Raw genomic sequence first — 24,842 nt, 5'->3', positions numbered from 1 at the left:
TGATAGGTATCGTTCGCTTAATGCTTCGAATGAAAACCAATCAAGAGGATGATTTATTTTAGCCAAATTGTATCAGTTGACAAATGAATCATAGTGTTATAGTATGAATATAACAGATATAACTTCGAGAACACGTTGTAATACAGCAAGGGGGTGAAGAATGTGATTGTAACCATTGACTTTAATAGTGATGAAGCAATTTACATTCAATTAAGAAATCAAATAATCCTGGGAATTGCAACCTCAGAGATCAGAGAAGGGGATAATCTCCCGTCTGTGAGAGAATTAGCAGAAAATATAGGAATTAATATGCATACAGTAAACAAAGCCTACACTATTTTAAAACAGGAGGGCTTTGTAAAACTTGACCGAAGAAGAGGAGCTGTAATCGCACTCGATTACGATAAAATTGCAGCTATTGCTGAACTTAAGAGTCAGATGAGAGTGATTTTAGCACAGGCCATCTGTAAAGATATCAGTTGTGAGGAAATTCATGAGCTGATGGACAGTATCATGAGAGAGTTCTCCAGTGATTCCAGATAGGAGGTAAACTATGTTATGTGATATTTGCGGGAAGAAAGAAGCGAAAATCTACTATACGGAAATCATCAACGGAAAGAAAACAGAACAGCATCTGTGTTCCGAATGCGCTGCTAAAAACAGTTCATTTCTAAATTTTCCACAGGGGGATGGTAGTGATCCCACTTTAGGCGGGATGTTATTTGGATTACTTGATAGTATTGGAAAACAACAAAATGAGGAAGAGATCCCGATTACAAAGTGTAAAAGCTGTGGTTTAAGTTATGAAGAATTTCTAAAACAAGGGAAATTTGGTTGTGCAGATTGTTACAGCAGTTTTGGTAAGGTATTAAATAAAAACTTTAGAAGTATACACGGAGCAGACACTCATACCGGCAAAAGGCCAAAGGGTTATGAAAGTGAAATGAATCGTCTTATAAATGAACTTTCAGAAGAGGATAAACTCACAATTCAATTGCAGCAGGCGATTGAACAGGAGGAATATGAGGAGGCAGCAAGAATAAGAGACCGAATCCGAGAACTTAGAAAGGTTTAAAAAGGAGGTAGGCTATGAAAAAGTGGTATGAAGAGCAATCAGCGGATAGCGATGTTGTAATTTCTAGCCGTATCCGCCTTGCAAGAAACATCAAAGGATTTTATTTTCAAGAACGAATGAATAGAGAGTCAGCGATACAGCTTGTAAATAAAGTTACTGGACTTACAAAGGACCTGGAACTGAAAGAAAATCTGAAGTTTTATCACTGCAGTATAAATAAACTTCGTGATATCGATAAAGCATCTATGGTAGAATGGCATATTATCAGCCCTCTCTTGGCAGAAAAAGAGTTAGAAACAGGACTTATTGTTTCCGAAGATGAGGGAATTAGTGTAATGGTAAATGAAGAAGACCATCTTCGCATACAAGCGATTGCAAGTGGAATGAATATGGAAAAGGCATTTTTAGATGCAGATAGAATTGATGACTTTTTTTCAGAGCAACTAGGGTTTGCATATGATGATCGATATGGTTACTTAACCAGCTGCCCAACCAATGTAGGAACTGGACTTCGGGCATCTTATATGGTATTCTTACCTGCATTAAACATCGCTGGTAAGATTGAAAAACTAGCAGAAGAAATTGGCCGTTATGGGGCACAAATTAGAGGTATCTATGGTGAAGGCACCAAGGGGTTAGGGCATATCTTTCAGATATCCAATAAAACGACCCTTGGAAGATCCGAAAAAGAGATTATCGATAATCTAGAAAAGCTTATGGATCAGGTAGTGATACAAGAAAGAAAACGTAGAGAATATCTGATTAATATGAATAGTGATGAAATTGAAGATAAGGTATACCGTTCTTACGGTGTATTAAAATATGCCAAAAAGATTAATACTGTTGATGCATTAATGATGTTATCTCAGTTAAAGCTTGGAATGGATGCAGGGCTTATGAAATTAAATGAGCCACTAAACATTCATAAGTTAATGATGGAGGTTACACCAGCAAATTTACAGAAGATTCTGGGCAAGAGTATCGGACGTGGAGAAAGAGACCGCTATCGCGCGGAATACATTAATAAAAAGCTACCACAGCTTTAAAAGGTATTAATTAGCTTAACACATTAGTTTTTAAAAGGGAAAGTTCGCGAAGCATGCTTTTTCTTGTATAAAATAAAAATTATATAGGTATGAAACCTAGATAGGAAAAGATTAGGTACAGGAATGGAGGAATATATGAGAGATAGATTTACAGAAAATGCGAAAGAGGCAATCAATCTGGCAACCGATGTCGCTTTCCGCTTAATGCATAATTATATTGGAACGGAACATCTATTGATTGGATTGTTAAGGGCTGACGGAGTTGCCTCTAAGGTGCTTGAAACAAACGGTGTAGAGGAAGATAAGGTATTGGAATTAGTCAACCAATTAATCGCACCTAATACACCAATGAAAGTCACAGGAAGCAATAATTTTACCAGCAGAGCGAAAGGAATTTTGGAGCAAAGCGACAAAGAAGCAAAAAGAATGAACGCAGAGCAAATTGGTACGGAGCACATACTGATTGCTTTAATGAAGGAATCAGACTGTATAGCAATACGATTATTAAACACACTCGGAATTAATATTCAAAAGCTTTATGTAGATACTTTGGCTGCTGCTGGAGTTGACTTGAATGCAGCAAAGAATGAATTTAGTAATACAAAGGGGAAGGGCAAGGGAAAATCCTCTACCCCTACACTTGATCAATATAGTAGAAATCTTACGGATTATGCAAAAGAAGGAAAACTAGACCCAGTCATCGGCAGGGAAGATGAAATCAATCGTGTCATTCAAATCTTAAGCAGAAGAACGAAAAACAATCCATGTTTGGTAGGTGAACCTGGTGTAGGAAAGACTGCTATTGCAGAAGGATTAGCACTGAAAATTGTAGAAGGTGATGTACCAGATACCATCAAGGATAAACGTGTAGTAACCTTAGATTTATCTGGTATGGTAGCTGGCTCTAAATATCGTGGTGAATTTGAGGAACGTATTAAGAAAGTAATATCAGAAGTTATCTACGATGGAAATGTTTTGTTATTCTTAGATGAATTACACACGATCATAGGTGCTGGTGGGGCAGAAGGTGCAATTGATGCATCGAATATATTAAAACCATCTCTAGCTCGAGGAGAACTTCAATTAATTGGTGCGACTACGAGAGAGGAATATCGTAAATATATTGAGAAAGATGCTGCATTAGAGCGCCGTTTTCAACCAGTAGTCGTAGAAGAACCATCCGAAGATGAAACAATCAAAATTTTAATGGGTCTTCGTTCAAGCTATGAAAGCCATCATAATGTTGTAATAACGGATGATGCTGTAATTGCGGCGGTAAAATTATCTAAGAGATACTTAAACGACCGTTATCTACCTGATAAAGCAATTGATCTTATGGATGAAGCTGCCTCAAAAGTTCGTTTAAGTACGTATGCAGTATCGCCAAAGATGAAGCAGCTAGAGGAAAAGATTACGTTACTGGAAGCTGAAAAAGAAGAAGCAATCAAAGCTGAGGCTTTTGAAAAGGCAAGTGAAATTAAGAAAAAACAAGATAGAGCAAGAGAAACTCTAAATCGTCAGAAGATAGAGCATGAAAAGGCTAGGGAAGAGAATAGACTAATGGTAACAGAGGGCGAAATTGCGGAGGTGATTTCGGGCTGGACCAAGATTCCGGTAAAGAAATTGGAAGAGGAAGAAAGCGAACGTCTCATGAAGCTAGAGGGAATATTGCATGAACGTGTTGTGGGACAGTCGGAAGCGGTTTCTGCAGTTGCGAAGGCGATTCGCCGAGGCAGAGTAGGACTAAAAGATCCGAACAGGCCAATTGGTTCCTTCTTATTCCTTGGACCAACCGGTGTAGGTAAAACAGAGCTTAGTAAGGCACTTGCGGAAGCGATGTTTGGAAGTGAGAATTCCATGATTCGAGTTGATATGTCTGAATATATGGAAAAGCATAGTGTATCAAAGATGATTGGTTCTCCTCCTGGATATGTTGGTTACGATGAGGGTGGACAATTAAGTGAGAAGGTTCGCAGAAATCCGTATTCCGTTATATTATTCGATGAAATTGAGAAAGCACATCCGGATGTATTTAACATTTTACTTCAGGTGTTGGATGATGGTCATATCACGGATGCACAGGGAAGAAAAGTTAGTTTTAAGAATACAATTATCATCATGACATCAAATGCTGGTGCGCAAAGTATTATTTCACCAAAGAAGCTTGGATTTGCTTCCGTAGTCGATGAGAAAGCAGATTATAATCGTATGAAGGAAGGCGTTATGGATGAGGTAAAACGAATCTTTAAGCCAGAGTTTATTAATCGAATTGATGAAATTATTGTATTCCATTCCTTAACGAGAGAAGATATCAAGAACATTGTTCAGATTATGTTAGCAACCATTGAAAAGCGCTGCAAGCAACAAATGGATTTAAAGCTTACGATAGAAGGAAGTGTAATAGATTTTATATCGGAAAAAGGCTTTGATGATAAATATGGTGCAAGACCAATCCGCCGTGCAATACAAAGTTATATTGAAGATAAATTGGCGGAAGAAATTTTAGAAGGTAAGGTAAGTTCGGGGGACTTTGTGACGGTCGATTATAAAGAAAATCAGATTGTTATGACAGGAAAAAAGAAACGTACTAGAAAAGCAAAGACAGAGTAACTGTAAGTAGTTTCTTTGGAAGGAAATATCTAACTCATTTTCTATACAAATTAATCGAAATGTAGAAGATTTAGTAGCATTATGTCATCGATTATATTATAATGCATATATAGAAAATGAATCATAATGATTGTATTCGTTACAAATAAGTTCTAAAAACAAATGGTTGTGAACAATACCGGGAGGATAAGAAGATGGCATTATATGAGAATCTGATTCGTGAAGAAAAGGATGGCACAATTAGCTTTGGTGATTACACCTTAGAGACAAAACAAAAGGTTTCGGATTTCCAGCACAACGGAGATTTATATAAAGTAAAAACATTTTATGAGATTACAAAATTAGAGAAGAATGGTTTATTTGTGTATGAGTCTGTTCCAGGAACAGCAGTATCTCATTTAGATATTTCAGAAAAAGAAGTTAGCTTCAATGTAAAGGGCAGTGAAGACGCTCAAATTACATTAGAGTTAGAACCAGAAAAAGAATACAAAATCTTCATTGATGGAACTAATGTTGGTAAGATGAAGACGAATTTAGGCGGAAAGCTAGTGATTAGTACAGAGCTTAACTGTGAGAGAGAAGTTCAAGTACGTGTAATCAAGTTATAAAATACTAGAGTAAAAGTTTCGGAAACAATACATCGTCTATTAAGTAATCAGTCTAATTAATTTGTGGACGATGTAATTGCATCGGCTATTAAGTAATCAGTCTGAAATAAGTTTATGGGCGATGCAAAAGCGTGGGAGAAAGAAGAATGGCAAAGAAAAGTACCGTATTCTTTTGTAAAGAGTGTGGGTTTGAATCTGCAAAATGGGTAGGGCAATGTCCAGGATGTAAAACATGGAACAGCTTTACGGAGGAACCAGTTGTCAAAAAGACACCGGCGAATAAAGTTAGCAGTAGAAAAACAGAAACGCCAAAGTACCTCTCAGAGGTATGTACGGAAGAAGAAAATCGAACTGTAACAGGAATAGGAGAATTGGACCGTGTTCTTGGTGGCGGCATCGTAAAAGGATCATTGGTATTAGTAGGTGGAGATCCAGGCATTGGAAAATCTACACTTCTTCTTCAAATGTGCAGACAATTAACCACGGCTAAAAAGAAAGTACTATATGTTTCCGGAGAGGAATCCCAACAACAAATTAAAATGAGAGCAGAGCGCCTTGGAACCTTCCAAGGCGAACTGCTATTACTTTCTGAAACAAACCTTAATCAGATTGAAGAAATTGTATCAAAAGATACTCCTGAGATAATGATAATTGACTCTATCCAGACAATGTTTAAAGAAGAAATCAGTGCATCCCCAGGAAGTGTAAGCCAAGTACGAGAATCAACAGGAGCCTTAATGCATTTAGCAAAAGGGATGGGGATATCGATATTTATTGTTGGGCATGTGACGAAGGAAGGCGTTGTCGCTGGTCCACGAGTCTTAGAACATATGGTAGATACTGTACTTTATTTTGAAGGGGATAATACTGCTGCTTATCGAATCCTTAGAGCGGTGAAAAATCGTTTTGGTTCCACGAATGAAATCGGCGTATTTGAAATGAAAAACACAGGATTGGCAGAAGTGATGAATCCTTCCGAGTATATGCTCCAAGGAAAACCGGAGGATGAACCAGGATCTGTTGTGGCAGCTTCTATGGAAGGGACAAGAACCATGCTAGTTGAGGTACAAGCTTTGGTTTGTCAATCCAACTTAAATATGCCCCGTAGAACAGCAGCAGGAACAGATTATAATCGTGTGAATTTATTAATGGCGGTTATTGAGAAACGATTGGGGATACAGTTATCTTTTTGTGATGCTTATGTAAATGTTGCGGGTGGAATGAAAATAAATGAACCTGCCCTAGATTTAGCTATCGTGATGGCGCTAATATCCAGCTATAAGAATAGAGCACTAAGCAGTAAAACACTTGTCTTTGGAGAAGTAGGTCTTACGGGAGAAGTTCGTGCTGTAAGTATGGCGGAACAGCGTGTTAACGATGCAAAGAAGATGGGCTATGAAATCTGTATTTTACCACAAGTGAATCAACAACATTTAAAGATTCAGGGAATTCGTCTCATCGGTGTTAATAACGTCAGAGAATTATTAACATTATTACAGGAAGTGTGAAAGGGAATTTCTAAGGCGCCAAGAGACGCTGCCTAAGAAATTCTAAAACTTCACATATATTTTCAAGTTTGAGAAGAAGTTATAAAACTCTAAAGTACATAGTTCTAGGATATATGGGGGATAACAATGCAAAACGAATCTTTACAAGAGATTATGGAAAAGCTGTATTGTTCTCAAGAGCAAGTAGAGAAAACTACATTTGATGTACTCAATGAACAGGATAAACTATGTTGCCTTGTTTCAGAAACTTCAATTGAGGTGCAAAAGCTTATTTCCAAGATGGAAGCAATTACTTACTGTGTTACAAATCATTTAAAAGATCATCTCACAAGGGTACAAGGGGAACAATTGAAAGAGTTAGAACATGTGATGTCGATGGTGGAAGAACAAGAATCGATAGGTATTTTAGTATCACAGAATATTAACACATTGGCTACACAGGCTTCCTTTGCCTGTGAGTTAGTACATATCATGGAGAATGAAGTAGCAGTTCATCGTGAAGACATTGAAGTAATTGAAGATTGTATCAATGTCGAATTAAAATAAAATAAGAGGGAATGTAGGCGTTCGATTTATGTGTGTACTTGCTTGCATTCTTTTTTTACGTTTTATTTCCTATTATATTCTTACTATTTGTTGGGTATTGTTATAACTGTTGACAAAAATGGTAAAATTCTATATGATAACTGTGAATCTGAGGAGAAGATTATCTATATTTTGGTAGATAAGCAACTTGAGAATGAGGTTATGAACAAGTAGCGTAAGAGGATTGTGAATATCCGCTTCGACTAGATGGAATGATTGGGTGTAGAAAACAAGGAAAAGTTCGTAAAGCGTATTTTCACTTGTTTGTATGCGTGCTAGAGCGCGTAGATTGGAGTTAGGATAAATATGAATAAGAAGAAAAAATTTACAAAATCTATAACGTTTCGGATTCTAATTAGTGTATTAGTTCTAATAATACTGGGAACAGGATTTTATGGTTTTAAATTACTGGTAAAAGTAAAGGGAAACATTCGCTATTTATATAATTATACGGTTAATACGAGAGGAAGCCTTCCTGTAGAGCAGTACCTTGATAATGCAAAAGGTGCTGAGGAGATGGTACCAAGAGCAACGAAAAATACAAATCCTAGTGTTCTATCAATGACTTCCCATATTCAGGTGAATGGGGTAGACGTAAATAGTTATAAACGTCCATATGATCTGACATTTTCAGAAGAGTATTTATCGGAAATGGATCAATTAAAGGGCATCTATACGTTTCGTGGCGACTATTATAGAAATCATCAAGCCTATGGCTATGCTAATCTTATAGAAAAAAAGTTTGATTCTGATATCTGGTCATTTAAAACAGGAAAGGTATTAAAAAGCAATGGGGTTGATTACTGGTCAGGGAATGGCTGGACAGGTCAGCCGTTGGTTGTTAAGTGGGATGAAGAGACAAAGAGAATCATGAATCTGTATGATTCTGCGAAGAAGAAGGAAGGGCTTGTAGAAGTAATTTATCCCGGTATGGATGGATATGTGCACTTTTTGGATATGGATACCGGGGAACCAACAAGAGATGCAATCAATGTTGGTATGACATTTAAAGGCACCGGCTCAATTCATCCAGGTGGTATTCCAATGCTTATTATGGGATCGGGGGATGCACAAACTGGCGTGTATGGGGAATGTATTAGCCCAAGAATTTATATCTATAGTCTGATCGATGGTTCAAAACTTTACGAGTTTGCGATGAACGATCCTATTGCACCTCGTATTTGGCATGCTTTTGATAGTTCCGCCATCTACCATGTGGAATCTGACACCATTATTTGTCCTGGTGAAAATGGTGTATTGTATACGTTAAAACTTAACACAAAATATGATAAGGTAAAAGGAACCTTATCCATAGCACCATCAGAGGAAGTTCGTGTTGTATATAGTGCTGCTCGTGCATCCGAAGATTTTCATGTATGGGGTAGTGAATGCAGTGGTAGCGTGTGGGAGAATTATCTCTACCTTGGTGATAATGGCGGTGTTGTAAACTGCATTGACTTAAACACTATGGAACTCATGTGGACACAGGATGTTGACGACGATGTCAATTCTTCCATTCTCTTTGATAAAGAAGAGGATGGGAAAAAATACATCTATGTAGCAACAACTCTTAAGTATGGGAAAAACAGTCACAATATGGGAGAGGCTAGCGTATATAAATTAAATGCGATAACTGGTGAAATTGTATGGAAAAAACCATATGAAGTTCATAGTGTTGCAGGCCTAGCAGGTGGTTTTTTAGCAACAGGAATTGTAGGTAAAGGAATTGTTTCAAATTCAGTATTTTACTTTGTTTCTAAGACTCCTAACATTGATGGTGGTTATCTAGTAGCATTAGATAAGAGGACTGGAGAGGAAACTTGGAGAACAGATTTAGGAACAGATTCTTGGAGCTCAGCTAATATGATTTATACAACAAGCGGGGATGCTTATCTGTTACAGGGAGCTTATAATAATAAGCTTATGTTAATTGATGCTGTTACTGGACAAGTCGTTGATAGCATTGATGTTGGTGGCGGAATCGAGGCGACTGCAGCAGTGTACGAGAATAAAATTGTGGTAGGAACTCGAAATGAAAAGATAATCGGGGTGACTTTAAGATGATGAGAACGAGAACAAAATGGATAACGGTTGCAGTTCTTGCAATCTTTTGTCTGATATGTGCTGGTGTAAGACTGTTTGATGATGGAGCTAAGGTAACCTCTGAGAATTTAGAAGCTGTTGTGGAACTTAACGGTAAGACAATGGGTGGAGTAGTTTCCAAAATGCCGGATAATAGCTCTAGGATATTGTTTGATAGTATTCTTGGCGTTAAATTAAAAGGGTATCGCTCCTATCCAGATGTTTATGAAACACTCTCAGCGCTTAAAACCAACGAGATACAGGTAGCTTGGTTTGCTGATGTGACAGCAGATTATTTAGCACGTACAGAAAAAGGAATAAGGAAGCTTGAGATTCCAAAAGCTTCAGAGGATCGACTCGAGTTTGGTATGGCACTTTCAGCCAAAAACCAAGCATTAAAAGATGATCTGAATGGAGCTTTGAGAGCATTAAAGGGAAATGGCACTTTAGAATCCCTTGTATCCACCTATATTGAGGCAGAGGAAATAAAGCCAATGTATGCTAAGGATTTTGAAAAAATTTCAGGGACCAATGGTACGATATACGTAGGTGTTACGGGAGCTTTACCGCCTATTGATATGGTAGATTTTGATCAAAAACCATATGGATTTAGCGTAGCTTTAATGCATGAGATAGGTAAAATCTTAGGAAAAGAGATACGATATGTATACCTTCAAAATGATACGAGTTTTTCTATGCTCATGGGTGGTAAAGTAGATGTACTCTTTAGCTATGGAACTAGCAAAAATACAGTAGATACGAAAAAAACATACTGTATGACTGACGGTTACTATACGATGAATCAATACGCTTATCTGGTTTTAGAGTGAGAGGAGGAATGAATATGAGTTTTATCAGAAATATCTTTGATGCGATAAATAACAACCTAATCTCTGGTGGAGCATATTATCTAATCGCAAAAAGCGTAATTGTGACAATTATTTTAGTGGCAATCGCTTGGATAGTAACTGTAGCAATCGGATCTGTGTTAAGTTACTTTATGTCATATCATAAGCGAGGAATCTCGGGATTAGCACACTCGATTAGTTTTATATTTCGTAGTACACCAGTAGTATTAATACTTTTGCTATTTTATTATGTTGTGTTTAAACGGTTGCATCTTAGTGTCACTTTAATTTCTGGGATTGCAATCGGGTTATATGGAGCAGGACATTTTGCACAAATCATTGCAAGACAGGTGAGAGAAGCGAAAAAGCACCAAGATGTAGCAGTGATTCGGAGATTGAAGCAAGTCTATTTTACAGTTACCTTACCACAGACAGTGGAAGATACCTTATTTATGTTAAAACGGCTTGCAATCTTATTATTACAATGGACTACTATCGTTTCGTATATTTCAGTAAATGATTTAACAGAAGTTATGACTAGAATTGGCCAAAGAACGATGTATCCATTCTTCTCAATATTTGTATGTATTATCTTCTATCTTATTATGACTATTATTATTGAAGGAATATTCCATGCAATAAAGAAAAAGATGACAGGGGAAGAAGACTGTTACGAAGATGAGGATACGGATGCTTTTAAGAGAACTCGTAATAATTCAAAAGAGAAAGATGATTTCTTAGGCATTTCGGAGGAAATAACGGATGCAGAGGATGAGGACGAGTATGACTCCAAGTTAGAAGAGGACGAGGACGACGAGTATAAATCCAAGTTAGAAGATAATCAGGACGACGAGTATAAATCCAACTTAGTAGAGGAAGAGGAATCTACGCCTCGACAAGAGGATATGTGCGAAGAGTCACAGAATGAAGATTATCTTTTGTTTACCAAAGACTTAGCAAAGCAAGTAGAAGAAGAATTTGCAGATGAAATGATTTATAATGAAGGTATTTATATACCGGAAGAGGAATTAGAAGAATTTAAAAAAGATGAGTAGATTAAATTTAAAAGGTGCTGCTAGTTGCAATGGGGAGATTAAATTTAAAGCTGCTGCTAGTTGAAGTGAGTAGTCTACATTTAAAAGCTGCTGCTAATTGAAATTGAGTAGATTAAATTTAAAAAGCTGTTACATTTTTCATGACAAGGAAAAGTTCGCATAGCGTATTTTTTCTAGTTAAATTAATGTAACAGCTTTTGTTATTTTACATATTCTTTACATGTTCTTTATATGAAATCATTGGAAAAATTGTTATAATGATATGTCAAAGTCGAAAATGATAAATAAATCGACAAAATTAGTCGATAGATTTACAGAAGTAGAAAAAATAGTTACGTTGGGTGGAGGTTTACAAATGATGGTAGAAAGTCTAAAAGAAAAAGAAATATCAAAAGAGATTAGAAAAACAGTAAAAACAAGTTTGTTTCGTACCATGAAGGCAAAAGTGATAGGTATTGTGCTACTAATTACAGCTATCGGATCTGTATTTAACTTATTCACAGCCTTTCCGAGTTTTGAAAAAGTAATTGATGAGAAGACTAAGGATAGCATGATGGATGTAACCAATGCTTATGGATGTCTATTGGAACATGAGTCGAATATGAAAGATCAAGCTCTTACCTATGAAGATTTTGCTACAATTCTTAGTGGAATATCATTACAAGGTAATGCATCAAGTTATGTATATGTGGTAGACGGTAGTGGAGTTATGCTATACCATCCTACGGAAAGTAAAGTTGGAGTGCAGGTTGAGAACTCTGTTGTTAAGGGAATCGTGGAGCAGTTAAAACAGGGAATTATACCTGAGAATAATACGATAACCTATGAATTCCAAGGAGTTAAGAAGTATGCAGGATATTATATTTCCGAAGTAGATAATTCTATTCTTGTTCTAACTGCTGACGAATCTGAAATTATGTTACCAAGAGGAGAGTTTAATAGAAGAATGATCTATGGTAATATTTTTATACTAGCACTAGCAACCCTTGTAGGAATAATTATTGCTTACTTACTAGCAAAGCCTACTATTATTATAACAAATGCGGTGAATCGTATCTCAAATCTCGATTTTTCTGAAGATGATAGGCAGAAAAAACTTAATAGCCGTCGAGATGAATTTGGTGAAATGAGTCGTTCCATTGGTAAAATGCGTGATAATATCATCGGTGTCATTGGAAGTTTGACGAATTCTTCAGATCGAATTGGAAATAATGCAGAAGAATTAAGTCGTTACTCCAATGAGGTGAATATAAATTCGAGTGATAACTCAGCGACAACCGAGGAAATTGCTGCTGGTATTGAAGAGACAGCGGCAACAACAGAGTCTATTAATACAAATATTATTCAAATTGAAGATAATACAAAAGAGATTAATCAACTTACGCAAGAAGGGAAGTCAATGGCTCAAGAAATCATGCAAAGAGCGAAAGAACTTCATTCCAGCATGGAACATGCCAGTGATCTCACAAAGCAGATGTATGAAGAAGTTAAAGTGAGGACTACAACAGCAATTGATAAATCGAAATCAGTAGAACGCGTTCAGGTCCTCTCGAAAGCGATTATGGATATTGCTTCTCAGACAAGTTTATTGTCTTTAAATGCATCAATTGAGGCTGCAAGAGCTGGAGAGTCAGGAAGGGGATTCGCAGTAGTAGCAACGGAGATTGGTAACTTAGCAAATCAATCCACAAGAGCGGTAAAAGACATTACAGATATCGTAGAAGAGGTACAAGATGCTGTTAATAATATGGTAGATTGTTTATCAAAGACACTGGATTTCTTAGAAAAAACAGTATTGAATGATTATACGGGATTTTGTAATGTCAGTATACAGTATTCCGATGATGCCCTCAAATTTAATGATAGTATGTCAATTATCAATACCTCTATAAGTGGTTTACAGACAACAATTAAAAACATAGCAGAAGCAATCAAGGGAATTAACGATACGATTTCGGAATCTGCAACTGGAATAAATGATATCGCTCATAAGACTTCAAATACTGTTGAGCTTACTGGAAAAACTACAGAGATCGTATCTGAGTCAATGCAACATGCAAAGGACTTACAAAAAATTGTGGAACAGTTTAAGATATAGTATTGTAGAGTGTCGTATGGATTGGTCCAGTCTGTTAGTTAGCTCTTGCTTGACACAAGGCGTTCATACTATCTATAATAGATAAGGTTAAGAAACTATTGTCTACATATCAGGGATGCAAATAAGGGGATATGGAAGCAATTGATTTTTCACCGCTTTATAGTTACAGAATAAAGTTTCGAATCAGTAAACTGATGTAGGAATTACCGAAAGGAAGATGCAGATGAAACACTATGATGTCGTGATTATTGGAGCAGGCCCAGCAGGTATTTTTACTGCACTTGAGATGATCAAAAAGGGTAGCAAGAAAAAGATTGCAATTGTTGAAAAAGGCCGTTCTGTAGAAAAACGAAGTTGTCCAAAAACAAAAACCAAGCAATGTATGAATTGTAAGCCTTATTGTCATATCACAACAGGATTTTCCGGTGCTGGAGCTTTTTCAGATGGAAAATTGTCTTTAAGCTATGAAGTGGGTGGAGATTTACCAACTCTTATTGGTGAAGATCTTGCTCAAGAAACAATTCATTATACCGATGGAATTTATCTAGAATTTGGTGCTGATAACAAAATCGAGGGAGTAGGTCAGCCAGAAAAAACAAAGGAAATTCGTAAAAGAGCGATTCAAGCTGGTTTAAAATTGGTAGATTGTCCAATTCGTCACCTTGGAACAGAGAAAGCTCAAATGATTTATCAAAGCATTGAAGAGTATCTGTTAGAAAATGGTGTCGAGATTTATTTTAATTATATATGTAAAGATATCATTATTGAAGAGAATACCTGTACCGGTGCGATTATTGAAAATGCAATAAAGCACGATGACTGCATTGAGTTAAGGGGAGATAGTATTGTTGTTGCAACAGGACGTAAAGGTGCTGATTGGCTTGAGAAAATATGTGAAGAACATGATATTGCTCACCAGCCAGGAACAGTAGATATCGGAGTACGTGTGGAAGTTCGTAACGAGATTATGGAGGATGTGAATAAAGTATTATACGAATCCAAGTTAATTGGATATCCAGCTCCATTTAAGAATAAGGTACGTACCTTCTGTCAAAATCCTGGAGGATTTGTTAGCCAAGAAAATTATGATAATGACTTAGCTGTAGTAAATGGTCATTCCTACAAGGAAATGAAGTCTGATAATACAAACCTTGCTATTTTAGTTTCTCATAATTTTAGCGTTCCATTTAATCAACCGATTGCTTATGCACAAAAGGTTGGTGAATTAACGAATATGCTAAGTTGTGGACATATCTTAGTACAGCGTTATGGAGATATTCTCTCCGGAAAGAGAACTTGGCCAAAGGAATTAAGCCAATCCAATGTAAAGCCAACACTTCCGGATGCTGTTGCTGGAGATATTACAGCAGCAATGCCATACCGTGCAATGACCAATATTATTAACTTTATTCAGGCAGTGGATAATGTGGTTCCTGGATTTGCAAGTTCAGAAACTTTATTATATTCACCAGAATTAAAGTTTTACAGCAACCGCATTAAGATGACACCAGAGTTTGATACTAACATTAAAGGACTTCATTGTCTAGGAGACTCTTCAGGATGGACAAGAGGTCTTATGATGGCATCTGTGATGGGTGTTTTAATGGGTAGAAAATTAGTATAGTATATACATTAGGCTTTAAAGGTTATAGAGCTTTATAGATGAGCATATAACAGCTTATTAATAGAGGTTTTAGGAATAATCCTGGTTTTTAAAGAAATTGAGAGGTGTTTTGAAATGTAGATTACATACATTTTGAGACACCTTTTTTTGCAATGCTGTCTATATTTTAAGATAAGGCTAAGATAATCTTTTTATAAAAAAGTGAGATATTAAGACGATTTAACATGGTAAAATTTACATAAATAAGTCGTTACAGTGAAAAAACTGCGTAAATATGCTATTTATCAGTGTTTGAGATATCTGAGATAAGGAGAGATTATTTTCATATTTCTCTTGACAATTATGACAATTCATTGTATCATGATATAGCACAGTGAGTGACACATAAAAATCAAATATAGGGGTATAGTTCAGCTGGTAGAATAACGGTCTCCAAAACCGCAGGTCGTGGGTTCAAATCCTACTGCCCCTGTCAACTAAAGAAAAATCAAGGGTTCTAGCAAAGTAGAACTCCTTGATTTTCTTATTTGTACACGTATTGTACACAATCAAATATCAGAAAGCATTTGCTCGAAGATGTCAACGGTTTGTTGTCGCATCTTAGGAGTTACATGTGAATAAATGTCCAGAGTGATTGAGATATTGGCGTGTCCTAGTCGCTCCTGGACATCTTTCATGTTGGCCCCATTCTCGATCAAGGCTGTTGCATGAGAGTGTCGCAACCTGTGAAACTTAAATTTTTCTTTCATTTCAGGAATAGTATTTTTTATGAATTTTGAACCAGACTTAATAGTTTGATTAGTAACAAGCTCACCATTTTCTTTTCCACATACAAAAATAGTCGGTTTTAAACTTTGATATCTTGATTTATCGCATTCTATTTCTTCGTTCGTAGCTATGACAGGTCTTACATGTATCAGTTTATTTACGGTATATTTTTCTAGGAAAGTATAACAGTAATGCTCTCCATATTTCAGCCGCATCTCTCTTCTGGTTTTCTTCGCATTCTTTAGTATGCCTGCTAAAGTATCTCCGATAGAAATATATCTAGTTTTACCGCTTTTTGTTTTTCCTAATTCCCATTGCTTAAATCCCAAGTCAGTATTATAGAACATTGATTTATTAACAGTAATTATATTTGCGGTTAGATCAATATCATCCCATGTAAGTGCAGCTATTTCACCTTCTCGCATTCCTGTATGATATGCTATTTGCGTAGGGAGTAAATACGGGGTACCATATAATATTTTTTCTATATTCCTATATTCTTCATAAGTTATAATTTGCATTTCATCATTTATATCAATAAACGAATCTAATGACGTATTTATCGTTCGTTTTTCAACATAAAGCATAGGATTTTCTTTAATGTATTTCTTTGGATATACAGCATACTTAAATGATTTATTAAGAACAACAAAATGTGCTTTCATTGTACTTTTAGAAAGTATTTTAGATTTTTCATCGATGTATTTTTGCAAATGCTCAGGGGATATATCTTTTACTTTCATATCTCCTATATAATGTTTTTTAACATGATTGTTTATTGCATTTTTGTAATCACACCGAGTGCCATGTCTCAGTTGCGTTAAACAACATTCATCAAACCAAATATCAAGAAAGTCAGATAATGTAATTTCACTAGGAATGAATATTTTTCCTTCAGTGTCAAATTCGCTCATTGCTTGTCGCATTAATTTTTCTGTTTCTGCTTTATCTTCAGTACCAGCCCTTGTATATTGTTTACGTGTATTTCCAGTACCTATATCAAAACGATAGTACCAAATGCGCCCACGCTTATATACATTTCCCTTCATTATTTATTCTCCTTTAATAATTCAATCAGCATTTTAAGTTTTTCCATAGGAATATTATTGTTCTTGCACTCATCAATTAATTTAGTTATTTCATTATCAACATTAGTAGACTTATTAACTTCTCTTATATCAGTACCTCCTGTTAAGTAATCAATAGATACATTAAAATATTTAGCTATATCTTTTACTGCTTCAATTGATGGAACGGATTGATTATTTTCATATCTTGATAACGAAGACTTAGCAATTTTTAAAGCATCGCTTATTTCATCCAATGACAACTCTCTCTCCTTTCTTAAAATATTTAATCTCTCACCTATTCCATTCATTTTAATTTATCCCCTCTTATCTAATAATATTTTTTAGTATCTAATAGATAGTATACTAAATAAATTCCAAATATGCAACAATTATATTGACAAGAATTTAAATTCATGTTATTCTTAAGTTGCAAATATGGAACATAAAAATAAAAAGAGAGGGTGATGTTATATTACAAGGTATTTATATCTAAGATATTTAAGAGACATGCTTGGTATTAAGCAAAAAGAGATGGCAGAAACAATCGGATGTACACCATCAGCTTATTCTAAAAAAGAGAATGGAACAGTTAAATTATCGCTTCCAGAATCACAGCAGATTGTAAAATTGATTAATGATAAGCTTAAGGAGAAAAATCTTAGTTCGCAAAGTTATGAAACTATTTTTTTTGTGAACAATGTTCCAAATATGGAACAGAGAGGAGATTAAATGGACGAACTATTAACGACACCAGAAATTGCAAAATTACTTAAATGCAACAAAAACTATGTAGGAAACTTACTTAAATCTGGTTTACTACCATATTTGCATCTAGGAAGTAGAAAAGTTAGAAGATCTTCATTTGAGAAATTTCTAAAAGATTATGAAGGTTGGGACGTAACGGACCCATTCAATCCTAAAATGATTGAGCAACCATGAAAGGAGCACTATGAATCAATTAGAACAGAAAACAATTACTTCCGTAGAAGTAGCGGAGATGATATCAAAACAACATAGCGAGTTGCTGAAAGATATTAGGAGATATTCGGAACAATTAGCCAAAGTGAATATTCCCTTGGGCGAATTCTTTTCAGAAAGCACGTACAAGGATGCAAATAATCAAACGAGACCTTGTTATGAAGTAACTAAGAAAGGTTGCGAATTTATCGGAAACAAATTAACAGGAATCAAAGGAACGGAATTTACTGCAAAGTATATTAATCGATTCCATGACATGGAAGAAACCATTTCACAACCGAAGAAACTTTCAGAGCGTGAAATAATGCGTGCCCAGCTAGAAATGATTGACGAAGTATCCGAGCGAGTGGACAAGCTCGAAAACACTATGACAATTGATTATGGTCAGCAGAGAGTACTTGAAAGGCTTGTTAATAGTACGGTTGTAACTATGCTTGGTGGAAAAGATAAAGTAGCTTATAAAAAAGTTGGAAAGAAAGTATTTAAGGAGTGTAACAAGGATATCCAAGATCGCTTCGATGTTAATAGCCGAAACAATATTCCGAAGATGAAATTCGATGAAGCGTGCGAGTATATCAAGAAGTGGCAACCTTGTACAAACACAAAAATGCTGATAGATGACTGCAATTCACAAGTGGCGATTGCTTAATAAAAATTCTCAATTAGTATCAATTATTTATTGTTATTCATAGAGTAAAGCATAATAACAAATTATAACATATGGATGGAGAAGTAAATGAATTTCTTAATAACATTAGTAGCCCTACTAATAATAGTAAAAGGCCTTATTAAAGGGCTAGATAACTATTTTGATGTAGTACTATTTTTTATATCACTTTACATTGTTATACGGCAGGTGATTGAAATCCTAGTTTTTCTAATACTGTGAGTAATAACCCTAATAGGAAAATAGATGTTAACAAAACAATTAACAACAAAAGAGTATGGCCTAAAACATATATAAATAACATTAACTTGGTTTGATATTGGTTTCTGTTTAGGCGATAAGTTATACTTCTCTGTTTTAAACCTAATCTTGAACAAGCCTTATCATATTCATTGTTTATATATCTGCATAAAGAATTAAAGTTTTCTTGCTTAGAATTTAGCTTCAAGTAGTAAATTATCTCTCCCAGCCTACCACCTGCTAAATTCATGTTTTCTTCAATAACAGTAATAACTGCTTCTAATTCTTTTTTAGGGATGCTCTTAAATAGAAATGGTTCAATTTTATGGAATACAGGATAAATTAACTTATCATAACGTTCACGTACTAATTGATATTTTGGTGTAATTTTAAAAATATATATTGTTACTAACAGTGAAATTAGTGCTGCTATGAATCCAAGAAAATCAGAACTTTTTATTAATTCTTTCATATAATCTTAACTCCTATTTAACTTATATTTAATTTGATAATAAGATTATACCATGAAATTACAAAAATCTACAAGAAAGAAGGTGAATTATGAGGACATGCCTTAATTGTAAGTACAGAGATATAAGACCTAATGTATCAAAATGCTATCAATGTCAAGAGACTAATACGTTTGTAAGCTGGAAGAGTGACTTGCTACATAAGATTTTAGGCGGTGCAATAGAAGTTTTACTTTTATTAGCAATGATAGCATCTGCAGTATGTGTTATAGCATCACCTAACCGTGATACTTGGACTTCATGTGTTATTCTTGCGATATTTGGAAGTGTTGGTTTTTGTATTTGTTTATTAGCATTGGAGTATATTTACAGGAGATACGAGAGGAGGAGAATAGAATAGGAGCATTATATTTTTGGTGTAAGTACTGCGGAGAGCCTTGGAATGTGTCGGAATCCGCAACGTATACAGAAGAAAACTATACATGCCCCAAATGTAGGGCAAAGTTAATCAGAAAAGTAAAAAGCACCCAAGCGAGTGCGAATCGCTAAGGTGCAGAAACAAAAACAATCTATGGGTATATTAACATACCAGGAAGGATTTGTAAATATGGATCAGTTAAAATTTGAAGTTAGCCAGGTGGCAGGAAATATCAGTTATAATCTTGATGCAGTTAAAGAATTAGCAGAGAGCAAAGTAAATCTATACAAAGGAATTGTTGTTACGGATGATACTACAAAGTCAGCCAAGGAAGATATTGCTGAGTTAAGAAAGTTTCAGAAAGACATAGATACTGCACGTAAACAGGTAAAAAAAGAGTATATACGTCCATTAGATGAATTTGAGGACAGATGTAAAGAAGTAATTGCGTTATTAGAAGGGCCAATCCAGTACATGGACAAACAGGTAAAAGAATACGAATTGCAGAAAAAACAGGAGAAAAAAGAGGAAATCTCAAAGCTTTATGCAGAACTTACCAAAGAATATACGGACTATCTTACTTTATCAAAGTACTATAAACCACAGTGGGAAAATAGCGCAACATCAAAGAAATCAATAGAGAAAGACATAACAGCATTAGTAGATCAAGTATCTATGGCAGTTGCAGCTATAAAAGCAACAGAATCGGAATTTGTAGATAAAGGTCTGGAATCTTTAAAAGATAGCCTTGATGTATCCAAGGCAATGATGATTATCAAGGGCTATGAAGCTCAGAAGAGAGAAATCTTAGAGAGAGAAGAGAAGCGCAAGAGAGACGAAGAGAAGCGTAAACAGCGCGAGGAAGAAGCTAGAATCAAAGCAGAAGAGGAAGCTAGAAAGAAAGCCGAATATGAAAAGCAGATGGAAATTGAAGCTGAACAAGAGTTGATTAAAATAGCTGAAGAAGCTGCCAAACATGAAGCAGAGCAATTTATTGATGAAGAACCTTTTACTGATGAAGAGCCATTCTCACCAGTGATTGAGGAATTGCCTTTTATTCAGGAACCAAAGCTTGTAAAAAAGATTTATTTCATTGAAGAGACAGAACTTACACACAGTGAAATTGAAGAAGAACTCATAAGAATGGGCGTTGCATTTGAAAGTGAGGTAATGTAGTATGGCAGAAATTAAGAAAGCTACAGAGCAGAAACAACCGGCAGAGAAGAAACAACCTGCTAAGATGCTTGTTAAATTACAGCAAATGAGAGTTGCATTAATTAATAGCAATATCGAAATGACTGGGGAAAATACATATAGCAAATATAAGTATTTTCAATTATCAGACTTTCTTCCTGAGTTACAAAAAATTATGTTAGACCATTCAGTAACAGCAATAAACGAATTGGCAGGAGAGAGAGCGATATTAACTCTTATTAACCTTGATGATTTTGAAGATAGAATAGACTTTTCATTACCTATTGCAGAAGCTGGGGTAAAAGGAGCAAGCGGTATACAGCAAGTCGGAGCATTAAGCACGTATATGAGAAGATATTTGTACATGACTGCATTTGAAATATCCGAAACTGATATCGAAGATGAAAATCATAAGAACGATGATACTGAGAAAGAACATGAGAAAAAAGTGGAAGAGGTAAAGTCACAACCGATTAGCCCAGCAAAGAAAAAAATTATTGAAAAAGAGCTTGAACGAACTGGTACTCCATTCGGTGCAATAGCAGAAAGATACAATATCGAAGAAAGTTTAGATGCTATTACAGAAGAGTTATTTCCAAGGATATTTGGAGCATTAAAAAAGACAGCTGATAAGGCGTGATGATCTATGTATGAGGTAGCAAAGTTAAAAGGTTATCGTATCACTGATGATGGTACGGAACTAAAAATATTGATACCAAATGTTGACCTTAAAGAATCAATTCAGAGTAAGCAAATGAGAAAATGCGGTGTTTGGTTAGAAGATGGTAGGCATATATCGTCTGAACAGAGAAAGAAGATATATGCCACCATAGCAGACATATCACAATATCTAGGTTATCTTCCAGAGGAATGCAAAGAGTGGATGAAATATCTACATATAGCTAATACAGGATGTGATTACTTCTCTTTTAGGGATTGTAGCATGGATACTGCGAGAGAGTTTATAAATACCATATTAGAGTTTGCTCTAGTAAATGGTGTGCAGTTACAGGACTTCGGAGTTAATAGAACGGATGATATCGGAAAGTATCTTTGGTATTGCCTTAAGTATAAAAAATGTGCTGTCTGCGGAAAGCAAGGAGAAGTACACCATGTAGATACGATAGGCATGGGAAACGATAGAACAAAGGTTGATGATAGTAATCATAGAAAGATATGTCTATGTCGTTTACATCACACTTTAGCGCACCAAAAAGGCATGATAAAGTTCGAAGAATCCTACAAGGTATACGGTATCGTTTTTAAGGAGGAATAGTGATGAATAGCCTTAAATGTACGTCTAATTGCAGATATATAGACATGCCACTTTGTTGTAAGGATTGCTATGCAAGAGATACATGTAACCATCATTGTTCGAATGAAAACAGCAATGTATGTAATTGTAGAATTGATTCATGTAAAAGTATTGAGGTAGAAGCGATTAACCATAATATTGGAAAGTCGTAACTATAAAGTAACTATTGACCAACCTGTCTATTACAACTAGACAGACATATTGAATATAGGCGTATATACATATCACAAATTACTCCTTATTCGGTACATGGGGAGTTAGCCACTCCCCTAATAAGTAAATTTACGGAGGTATTCCGATGGTAGTTGATAGAAAAAAAATAGGAAAGGCAAGTAAAAATAAAGGCAAGGTTGGAGAAAGAGAACTTGCTAATAAGTTGAAAGAATACGGATTCGATGACGTTCGCCGTTCGGTTCAGTACAACGGAAGGCATGAGGAAGGACAACCGGATTTAACCGGTTTAGATGGTATCCATGTTGAATGTAAAAGAGTAGAAAAACTCAATATATATGATGCGATTGAGCAAGCAAAAAGAGAATGTGGATGTACTGAGTTACCATTTGGTTATGATCTACCAGCTGTATTTCACCGCAAGAATAACCATGAATGGCTTGTTACTATGCCTATGGAATTTTGGATTGAATTATATAGGGAGTGGGTAAATGGAAGAAATTAAGGCTTATAAACCTAAGTGTTGTAAAAAAGCGTATTTGTATAAATCTTCTGCATTTAGACATGAGAATAAGTGTTTTAAGAATCCAGACAATAAGGCTTGCGTATCATGTGATAACTTTGTCACCGCTTATAATACGGTTTATGTGCCACCTCATGGAGATCAAAACTATGGTAACGCAGATTATGATGAACGTTATAACTATTGCAATTATGACGGGGTTATCATAGGCACCGATTTACAAAAAAATGGTCATAAGCCATTTCAGTTTAATTGTCCACATTGGAAACTAAATAGTGAGGTGATGTAGTTGGATGGTTACATAAAACTACATAGAAAAATACTAGAAAATCCTGTTGTTTGTAAGGATAGTGAGTACTTGTCCATATGGATTTATTTACTGCTAAATGCAACGCATAAAGAGTGTGATGCAGTGTTCAAAGGTGAGCGAATAACACTATTACCTGGGCAGTTAATTACCGGTAGAAAGTCGATTGCTAAGCAATTTAACATCAACGAAAGCAAGGTGCAACGAGTTATAAAAAAGTTAGAAATCGAACACCAAATTGAACAACAAACAAGCAATGAAAACCGCCTAATTACAATACTTAATTGGGGTGATTACCAAAAATGCGAACAACAGATTGAACAACAAGTGAACAACGAGCGAACAACGGATGAACAACAAGTGAACACAAACAAGAATGTAAAGAATGTAAGAAGTATTAATAAAGAGAAACATACCGAATACAAAAAACGATATTCGGATGATTCTTTCGAGATAAAATGTGTTCACTATCTTATCAAATCCATTGTCGATGAAATGCCTGATGCAAAGGTTCCTAAAAATGACGAGCAGATAGATAAGTGGTGCGACAATATTGAAAAGATGGCTCGATTAGATAAACGATCACAGGAAGACATTTATAACACGTTAGTGTATGCGAGAACAAATGCTTTCTGGAAACCGAACATACGTAGCACAAGCAAATTTAGAGAGAAGTATGAAACATTACGTTCGCAGATGAATAACAAGCAAAATAAGCCGCAGCAACAGGCCGTTAAGGCAAATAAGTTCAACCAGTTTCCACAGCGTGACTATAGTGAAGATGATTATTTGAGAATGGAACAGCGGTTGTTACAAGCAAGGAGGTAGATAGATGGCACACAAATACGATGTTCACAATATGAGAACGGGAGAAGTAAATGAGAATCTAAGTTTTACCGAGGTATCTGTACTAACTGGGATCCCACGTAATAAGGTCGGAAAATATGTGCAGGCACAGCATGTTAAATCAGGTACATATATAGTCACATATCACGGAGTAACGATAGAAGAAACAGCAAACGGAGATATGTCTAAGTATGATGATAAGACAGAGACAAAGGTTAACAGTTATTCTCCTGAGTTTATAAAATGGTTTACTGCAGAGTGGGACAACTTGCCGATTGTTAAGTTATTTAGAATGAGACAGGAGGTTAATTACTGATGGATTTTAAATTATATCAGCAATTAGCAATGCGAACGAATGATGGTAAGTGCGGTGAAAGATTGAAATCAGAAATAGTTGATCAAAGAATTACTAAAGATATTGGACAAGTATTTAACGCTTGTCTTGGATTGTCAGGAGAGGTCGGAGAAATTAACGATTTGATTAAAAAGGCAGTATACCATGGGCACGAGCTTGACGAAATGGAGATGTTAAAAGAACTTGGTGATGTTATGTGGTATGTAGCAATGATGGCAGATGCACTTGGTGTTAGTATGCAATTTATTGCTGACATTAATATTAATAAGCTCATGAAACGTTATCCAGAAGGTTTTAGCGAACATGCGAGCATTAACAGAGCAGAATAGTTAAATCGAGATTTACGGAAGTAAGAAGGTGAGAAATGAGAAACGTACTTAA

28 protein-coding genes and 1 tRNA gene are annotated in these 24,842 nt (G+C 35.6%); 26 read left to right on the top strand and 3 right to left on the bottom strand.

The features are described 5' to 3' along the window. Positions 1 to 162: 162 nt before the first annotated feature. The 13 genes from RTP52_RS17600 (at position 163) to RTP52_RS17540 (ending at position 15,611) form a co-directional block, all read left to right on the top strand. Positions 163 to 543, top strand: coding sequence for a GntR family transcriptional regulator (locus RTP52_RS17600; protein ID WP_012201463.1), 381 nt, complete (start codon positions 163 to 165; stop codon positions 541 to 543). A gap of 10 nt (positions 544 to 553) precedes the next feature. Continuing rightward, a complete protein-coding gene (locus tag RTP52_RS17595; protein WP_312372729.1) occupies positions 554 to 1,075 on the top strand; it encodes a UvrB/UvrC motif-containing protein in 522 nt (173 codons plus the stop codon). A gap of 14 nt (positions 1,076 to 1,089) precedes the next feature. Continuing rightward, a complete protein-coding gene (locus RTP52_RS17590; protein WP_312372727.1) occupies positions 1,090 to 2,121 on the top strand; it encodes a protein arginine kinase in 1,032 nt (343 codons plus the stop codon). A 135-nt stretch (positions 2,122 to 2,256) separates the two neighbouring features. Further along, positions 2,257 to 4,731, top strand: coding sequence for an ATP-dependent Clp protease ATP-binding subunit (locus tag RTP52_RS17585; protein WP_312100497.1), 2,475 nt, complete (start codon positions 2,257 to 2,259; stop codon positions 4,729 to 4,731). A 194-nt stretch (positions 4,732 to 4,925) separates the two neighbouring features. Next, positions 4,926 to 5,339, top strand: coding sequence for an endosialidase (locus RTP52_RS17580; RefSeq protein WP_312100496.1), 414 nt, complete (start codon positions 4,926 to 4,928; stop codon positions 5,337 to 5,339). A gap of 146 nt (positions 5,340 to 5,485) precedes the next feature. Then, the gene (gene radA, locus RTP52_RS17575; protein WP_312100495.1) at positions 5,486 to 6,847 is read left to right on the top strand and encodes a DNA repair protein RadA; all 1,362 of its coding nucleotides are present in this window, start codon (positions 5,486 to 5,488) and stop codon (positions 6,845 to 6,847) included. 126 nt (positions 6,848 to 6,973) lie between these two features. Continuing rightward, entirely contained in the window at positions 6,974 to 7,393 is a 420-nt protein-coding gene (locus RTP52_RS17570) for a hypothetical protein (protein WP_312100494.1), read from the top strand. Positions 7,394 to 7,738: 345 nt separating this feature from the next. Next, positions 7,739 to 9,496 (top strand): outer membrane protein assembly factor BamB family protein, encoded by a 1,758-nt coding sequence (locus RTP52_RS17565; RefSeq protein ID WP_312100492.1) that lies wholly within the window; start codon positions 7,739 to 7,741, stop codon positions 9,494 to 9,496. Next, a complete protein-coding gene (locus tag RTP52_RS17560) occupies positions 9,493 to 10,344 on the top strand; it encodes a transporter substrate-binding domain-containing protein (protein ID WP_312372725.1) in 852 nt (283 codons plus the stop codon). The genes RTP52_RS17565 and RTP52_RS17560 overlap by 4 nt, the downstream gene beginning before the upstream one ends. Before the next feature lie 14 nt (positions 10,345 to 10,358). After that, a complete protein-coding gene (locus RTP52_RS17555) occupies positions 10,359 to 11,417 on the top strand; it encodes an ABC transporter permease subunit (RefSeq protein WP_312100490.1) in 1,059 nt (352 codons plus the stop codon). 355 nt (positions 11,418 to 11,772) lie between these two features. Beyond that, positions 11,773 to 13,515: a methyl-accepting chemotaxis protein gene (locus RTP52_RS17550; protein ID WP_312100488.1), complete on the top strand. Its 1,743-nt coding sequence runs from the start codon at positions 11,773 to 11,775 to the stop codon at positions 13,513 to 13,515. Positions 13,516 to 13,738: 223 nt separating this feature from the next. Then, positions 13,739 to 15,139, top strand: coding sequence for an NAD(P)/FAD-dependent oxidoreductase (locus RTP52_RS17545; RefSeq protein ID WP_312100487.1), 1,401 nt, complete (start codon positions 13,739 to 13,741; stop codon positions 15,137 to 15,139). Between the two features lie 399 nt (positions 15,140 to 15,538). Next, positions 15,539 to 15,611: transfer RNA gene (locus RTP52_RS17540), tRNA-Trp, on the top strand. A gap of 76 nt (positions 15,612 to 15,687) precedes the next feature. Here RTP52_RS17540 and RTP52_RS17535 read toward each other — a convergent pair. Continuing rightward, a complete protein-coding gene (locus tag RTP52_RS17535; RefSeq protein WP_312372723.1) occupies positions 15,688 to 16,956 on the bottom strand; it encodes a tyrosine-type recombinase/integrase in 1,269 nt (422 codons plus the stop codon). Further along, positions 16,956 to 17,285 carry a helix-turn-helix domain-containing protein gene (locus RTP52_RS17530; RefSeq protein ID WP_312372722.1) on the bottom strand — a complete coding sequence of 110 codons (330 nt, stop codon included), beginning with the start codon at positions 17,283 to 17,285 and terminating at the stop codon, positions 16,956 to 16,958. The genes RTP52_RS17535 and RTP52_RS17530 overlap by 1 nt, the downstream gene beginning before the upstream one ends. A gap of 163 nt (positions 17,286 to 17,448) precedes the next feature. On the opposite strand from RTP52_RS17530, the gene RTP52_RS17525 reads away from it, so the two are divergent. Genes RTP52_RS17525 through RTP52_RS17515 form a run of 3 tightly spaced genes read left to right on the top strand, consistent with a single transcriptional unit; the run spans position 17,449 to position 18,604 of the window. Then, entirely contained in the window at positions 17,449 to 17,706 is a 258-nt protein-coding gene (locus tag RTP52_RS17525) for a helix-turn-helix domain-containing protein (RefSeq protein ID WP_312372733.1), read from the top strand. Next, complete coding sequence (locus tag RTP52_RS17520; RefSeq protein ID WP_312372721.1) at positions 17,707 to 17,916, top strand: helix-turn-helix domain-containing protein; 210 nt, start codon at positions 17,707 to 17,709, stop codon at positions 17,914 to 17,916. It abuts the gene before it with no gap. A gap of 10 nt (positions 17,917 to 17,926) precedes the next feature. Then, positions 17,927 to 18,604 (top strand): Rha family transcriptional regulator, encoded by a 678-nt coding sequence (locus RTP52_RS17515; RefSeq protein WP_312372719.1) that lies wholly within the window; start codon positions 17,927 to 17,929, stop codon positions 18,602 to 18,604. 196 nt (positions 18,605 to 18,800) lie between these two features. Here the strand turns inward: RTP52_RS17515 and RTP52_RS17510 are convergent, their stop codons facing one another. Continuing rightward, complete coding sequence (locus RTP52_RS17510; protein ID WP_312372717.1) at positions 18,801 to 19,334, bottom strand: hypothetical protein; 534 nt, start codon at positions 19,332 to 19,334, stop codon at positions 18,801 to 18,803. An 89-nt stretch (positions 19,335 to 19,423) separates the two neighbouring features. On the opposite strand from RTP52_RS17510, the gene RTP52_RS17505 reads away from it, so the two are divergent. The 10 genes from RTP52_RS17505 (at position 19,424) to RTP52_RS17460 (ending at position 24,790) form a co-directional block, all read left to right on the top strand. After that, complete coding sequence (locus tag RTP52_RS17505) at positions 19,424 to 19,732, top strand: hypothetical protein (RefSeq protein ID WP_312372715.1); 309 nt, start codon at positions 19,424 to 19,426, stop codon at positions 19,730 to 19,732. 207 nt (positions 19,733 to 19,939) lie between these two features. Beyond that, the gene (locus RTP52_RS17500; RefSeq protein WP_312372714.1) at positions 19,940 to 20,926 is read left to right on the top strand and encodes a DUF1351 domain-containing protein; all 987 of its coding nucleotides are present in this window, start codon (positions 19,940 to 19,942) and stop codon (positions 20,924 to 20,926) included. Position 20,927: 1 nt separating this feature from the next. Next, complete coding sequence (locus RTP52_RS17495) at positions 20,928 to 21,584, top strand: ERF family protein (RefSeq protein ID WP_312372712.1); 657 nt, start codon at positions 20,928 to 20,930, stop codon at positions 21,582 to 21,584. A 6-nt stretch (positions 21,585 to 21,590) separates the two neighbouring features. Then, positions 21,591 to 22,220 carry a putative HNHc nuclease gene (locus tag RTP52_RS17490; protein WP_312372711.1) on the top strand — a complete coding sequence of 210 codons (630 nt, stop codon included), beginning with the start codon at positions 21,591 to 21,593 and terminating at the stop codon, positions 22,218 to 22,220. A gap of 2 nt (positions 22,221 to 22,222) precedes the next feature. Beyond that, positions 22,223 to 22,411: a hypothetical protein gene (locus RTP52_RS17485; protein WP_312372710.1), complete on the top strand. Its 189-nt coding sequence runs from the start codon at positions 22,223 to 22,225 to the stop codon at positions 22,409 to 22,411. A gap of 146 nt (positions 22,412 to 22,557) precedes the next feature. Continuing rightward, entirely contained in the window at positions 22,558 to 22,935 is a 378-nt protein-coding gene (locus tag RTP52_RS17480) for a hypothetical protein (protein ID WP_312372709.1), read from the top strand. Then, positions 22,922 to 23,242 carry a hypothetical protein gene (locus tag RTP52_RS17475; RefSeq protein WP_312372708.1) on the top strand — a complete coding sequence of 107 codons (321 nt, stop codon included), beginning with the start codon at positions 22,922 to 22,924 and terminating at the stop codon, positions 23,240 to 23,242. Before RTP52_RS17480 ends, RTP52_RS17475 begins: the two co-directional genes overlap by 14 nt. Continuing rightward, on the top strand, positions 23,243 to 24,088 hold the full coding sequence (locus RTP52_RS17470) for a hypothetical protein (RefSeq protein WP_312372707.1): 846 nt from the start codon (positions 23,243 to 23,245) through the stop codon (positions 24,086 to 24,088). Between the two features lie 4 nt (positions 24,089 to 24,092). Then, a complete protein-coding gene (locus RTP52_RS17465) occupies positions 24,093 to 24,422 on the top strand; it encodes a hypothetical protein (protein ID WP_312372706.1) in 330 nt (109 codons plus the stop codon). Then, positions 24,422 to 24,790: a nucleoside triphosphate pyrophosphohydrolase family protein gene (locus RTP52_RS17460; RefSeq protein ID WP_312372705.1), complete on the top strand. Its 369-nt coding sequence runs from the start codon at positions 24,422 to 24,424 to the stop codon at positions 24,788 to 24,790. Before RTP52_RS17465 ends, RTP52_RS17460 begins: the two co-directional genes overlap by 1 nt. Positions 24,791 to 24,842: the final 52 nt, after the last annotated feature.

Source organism: Lachnoclostridium sp. (assembly GCF_031997925.1).
Lineage (GTDB): Bacteria > Bacillota > Clostridia > Lachnospirales > Lachnospiraceae > Lachnoclostridium.
Note: the sequence above shows the minus strand (reverse complement) of the source record. Positions and strands in the feature narration are given on the sequence as shown.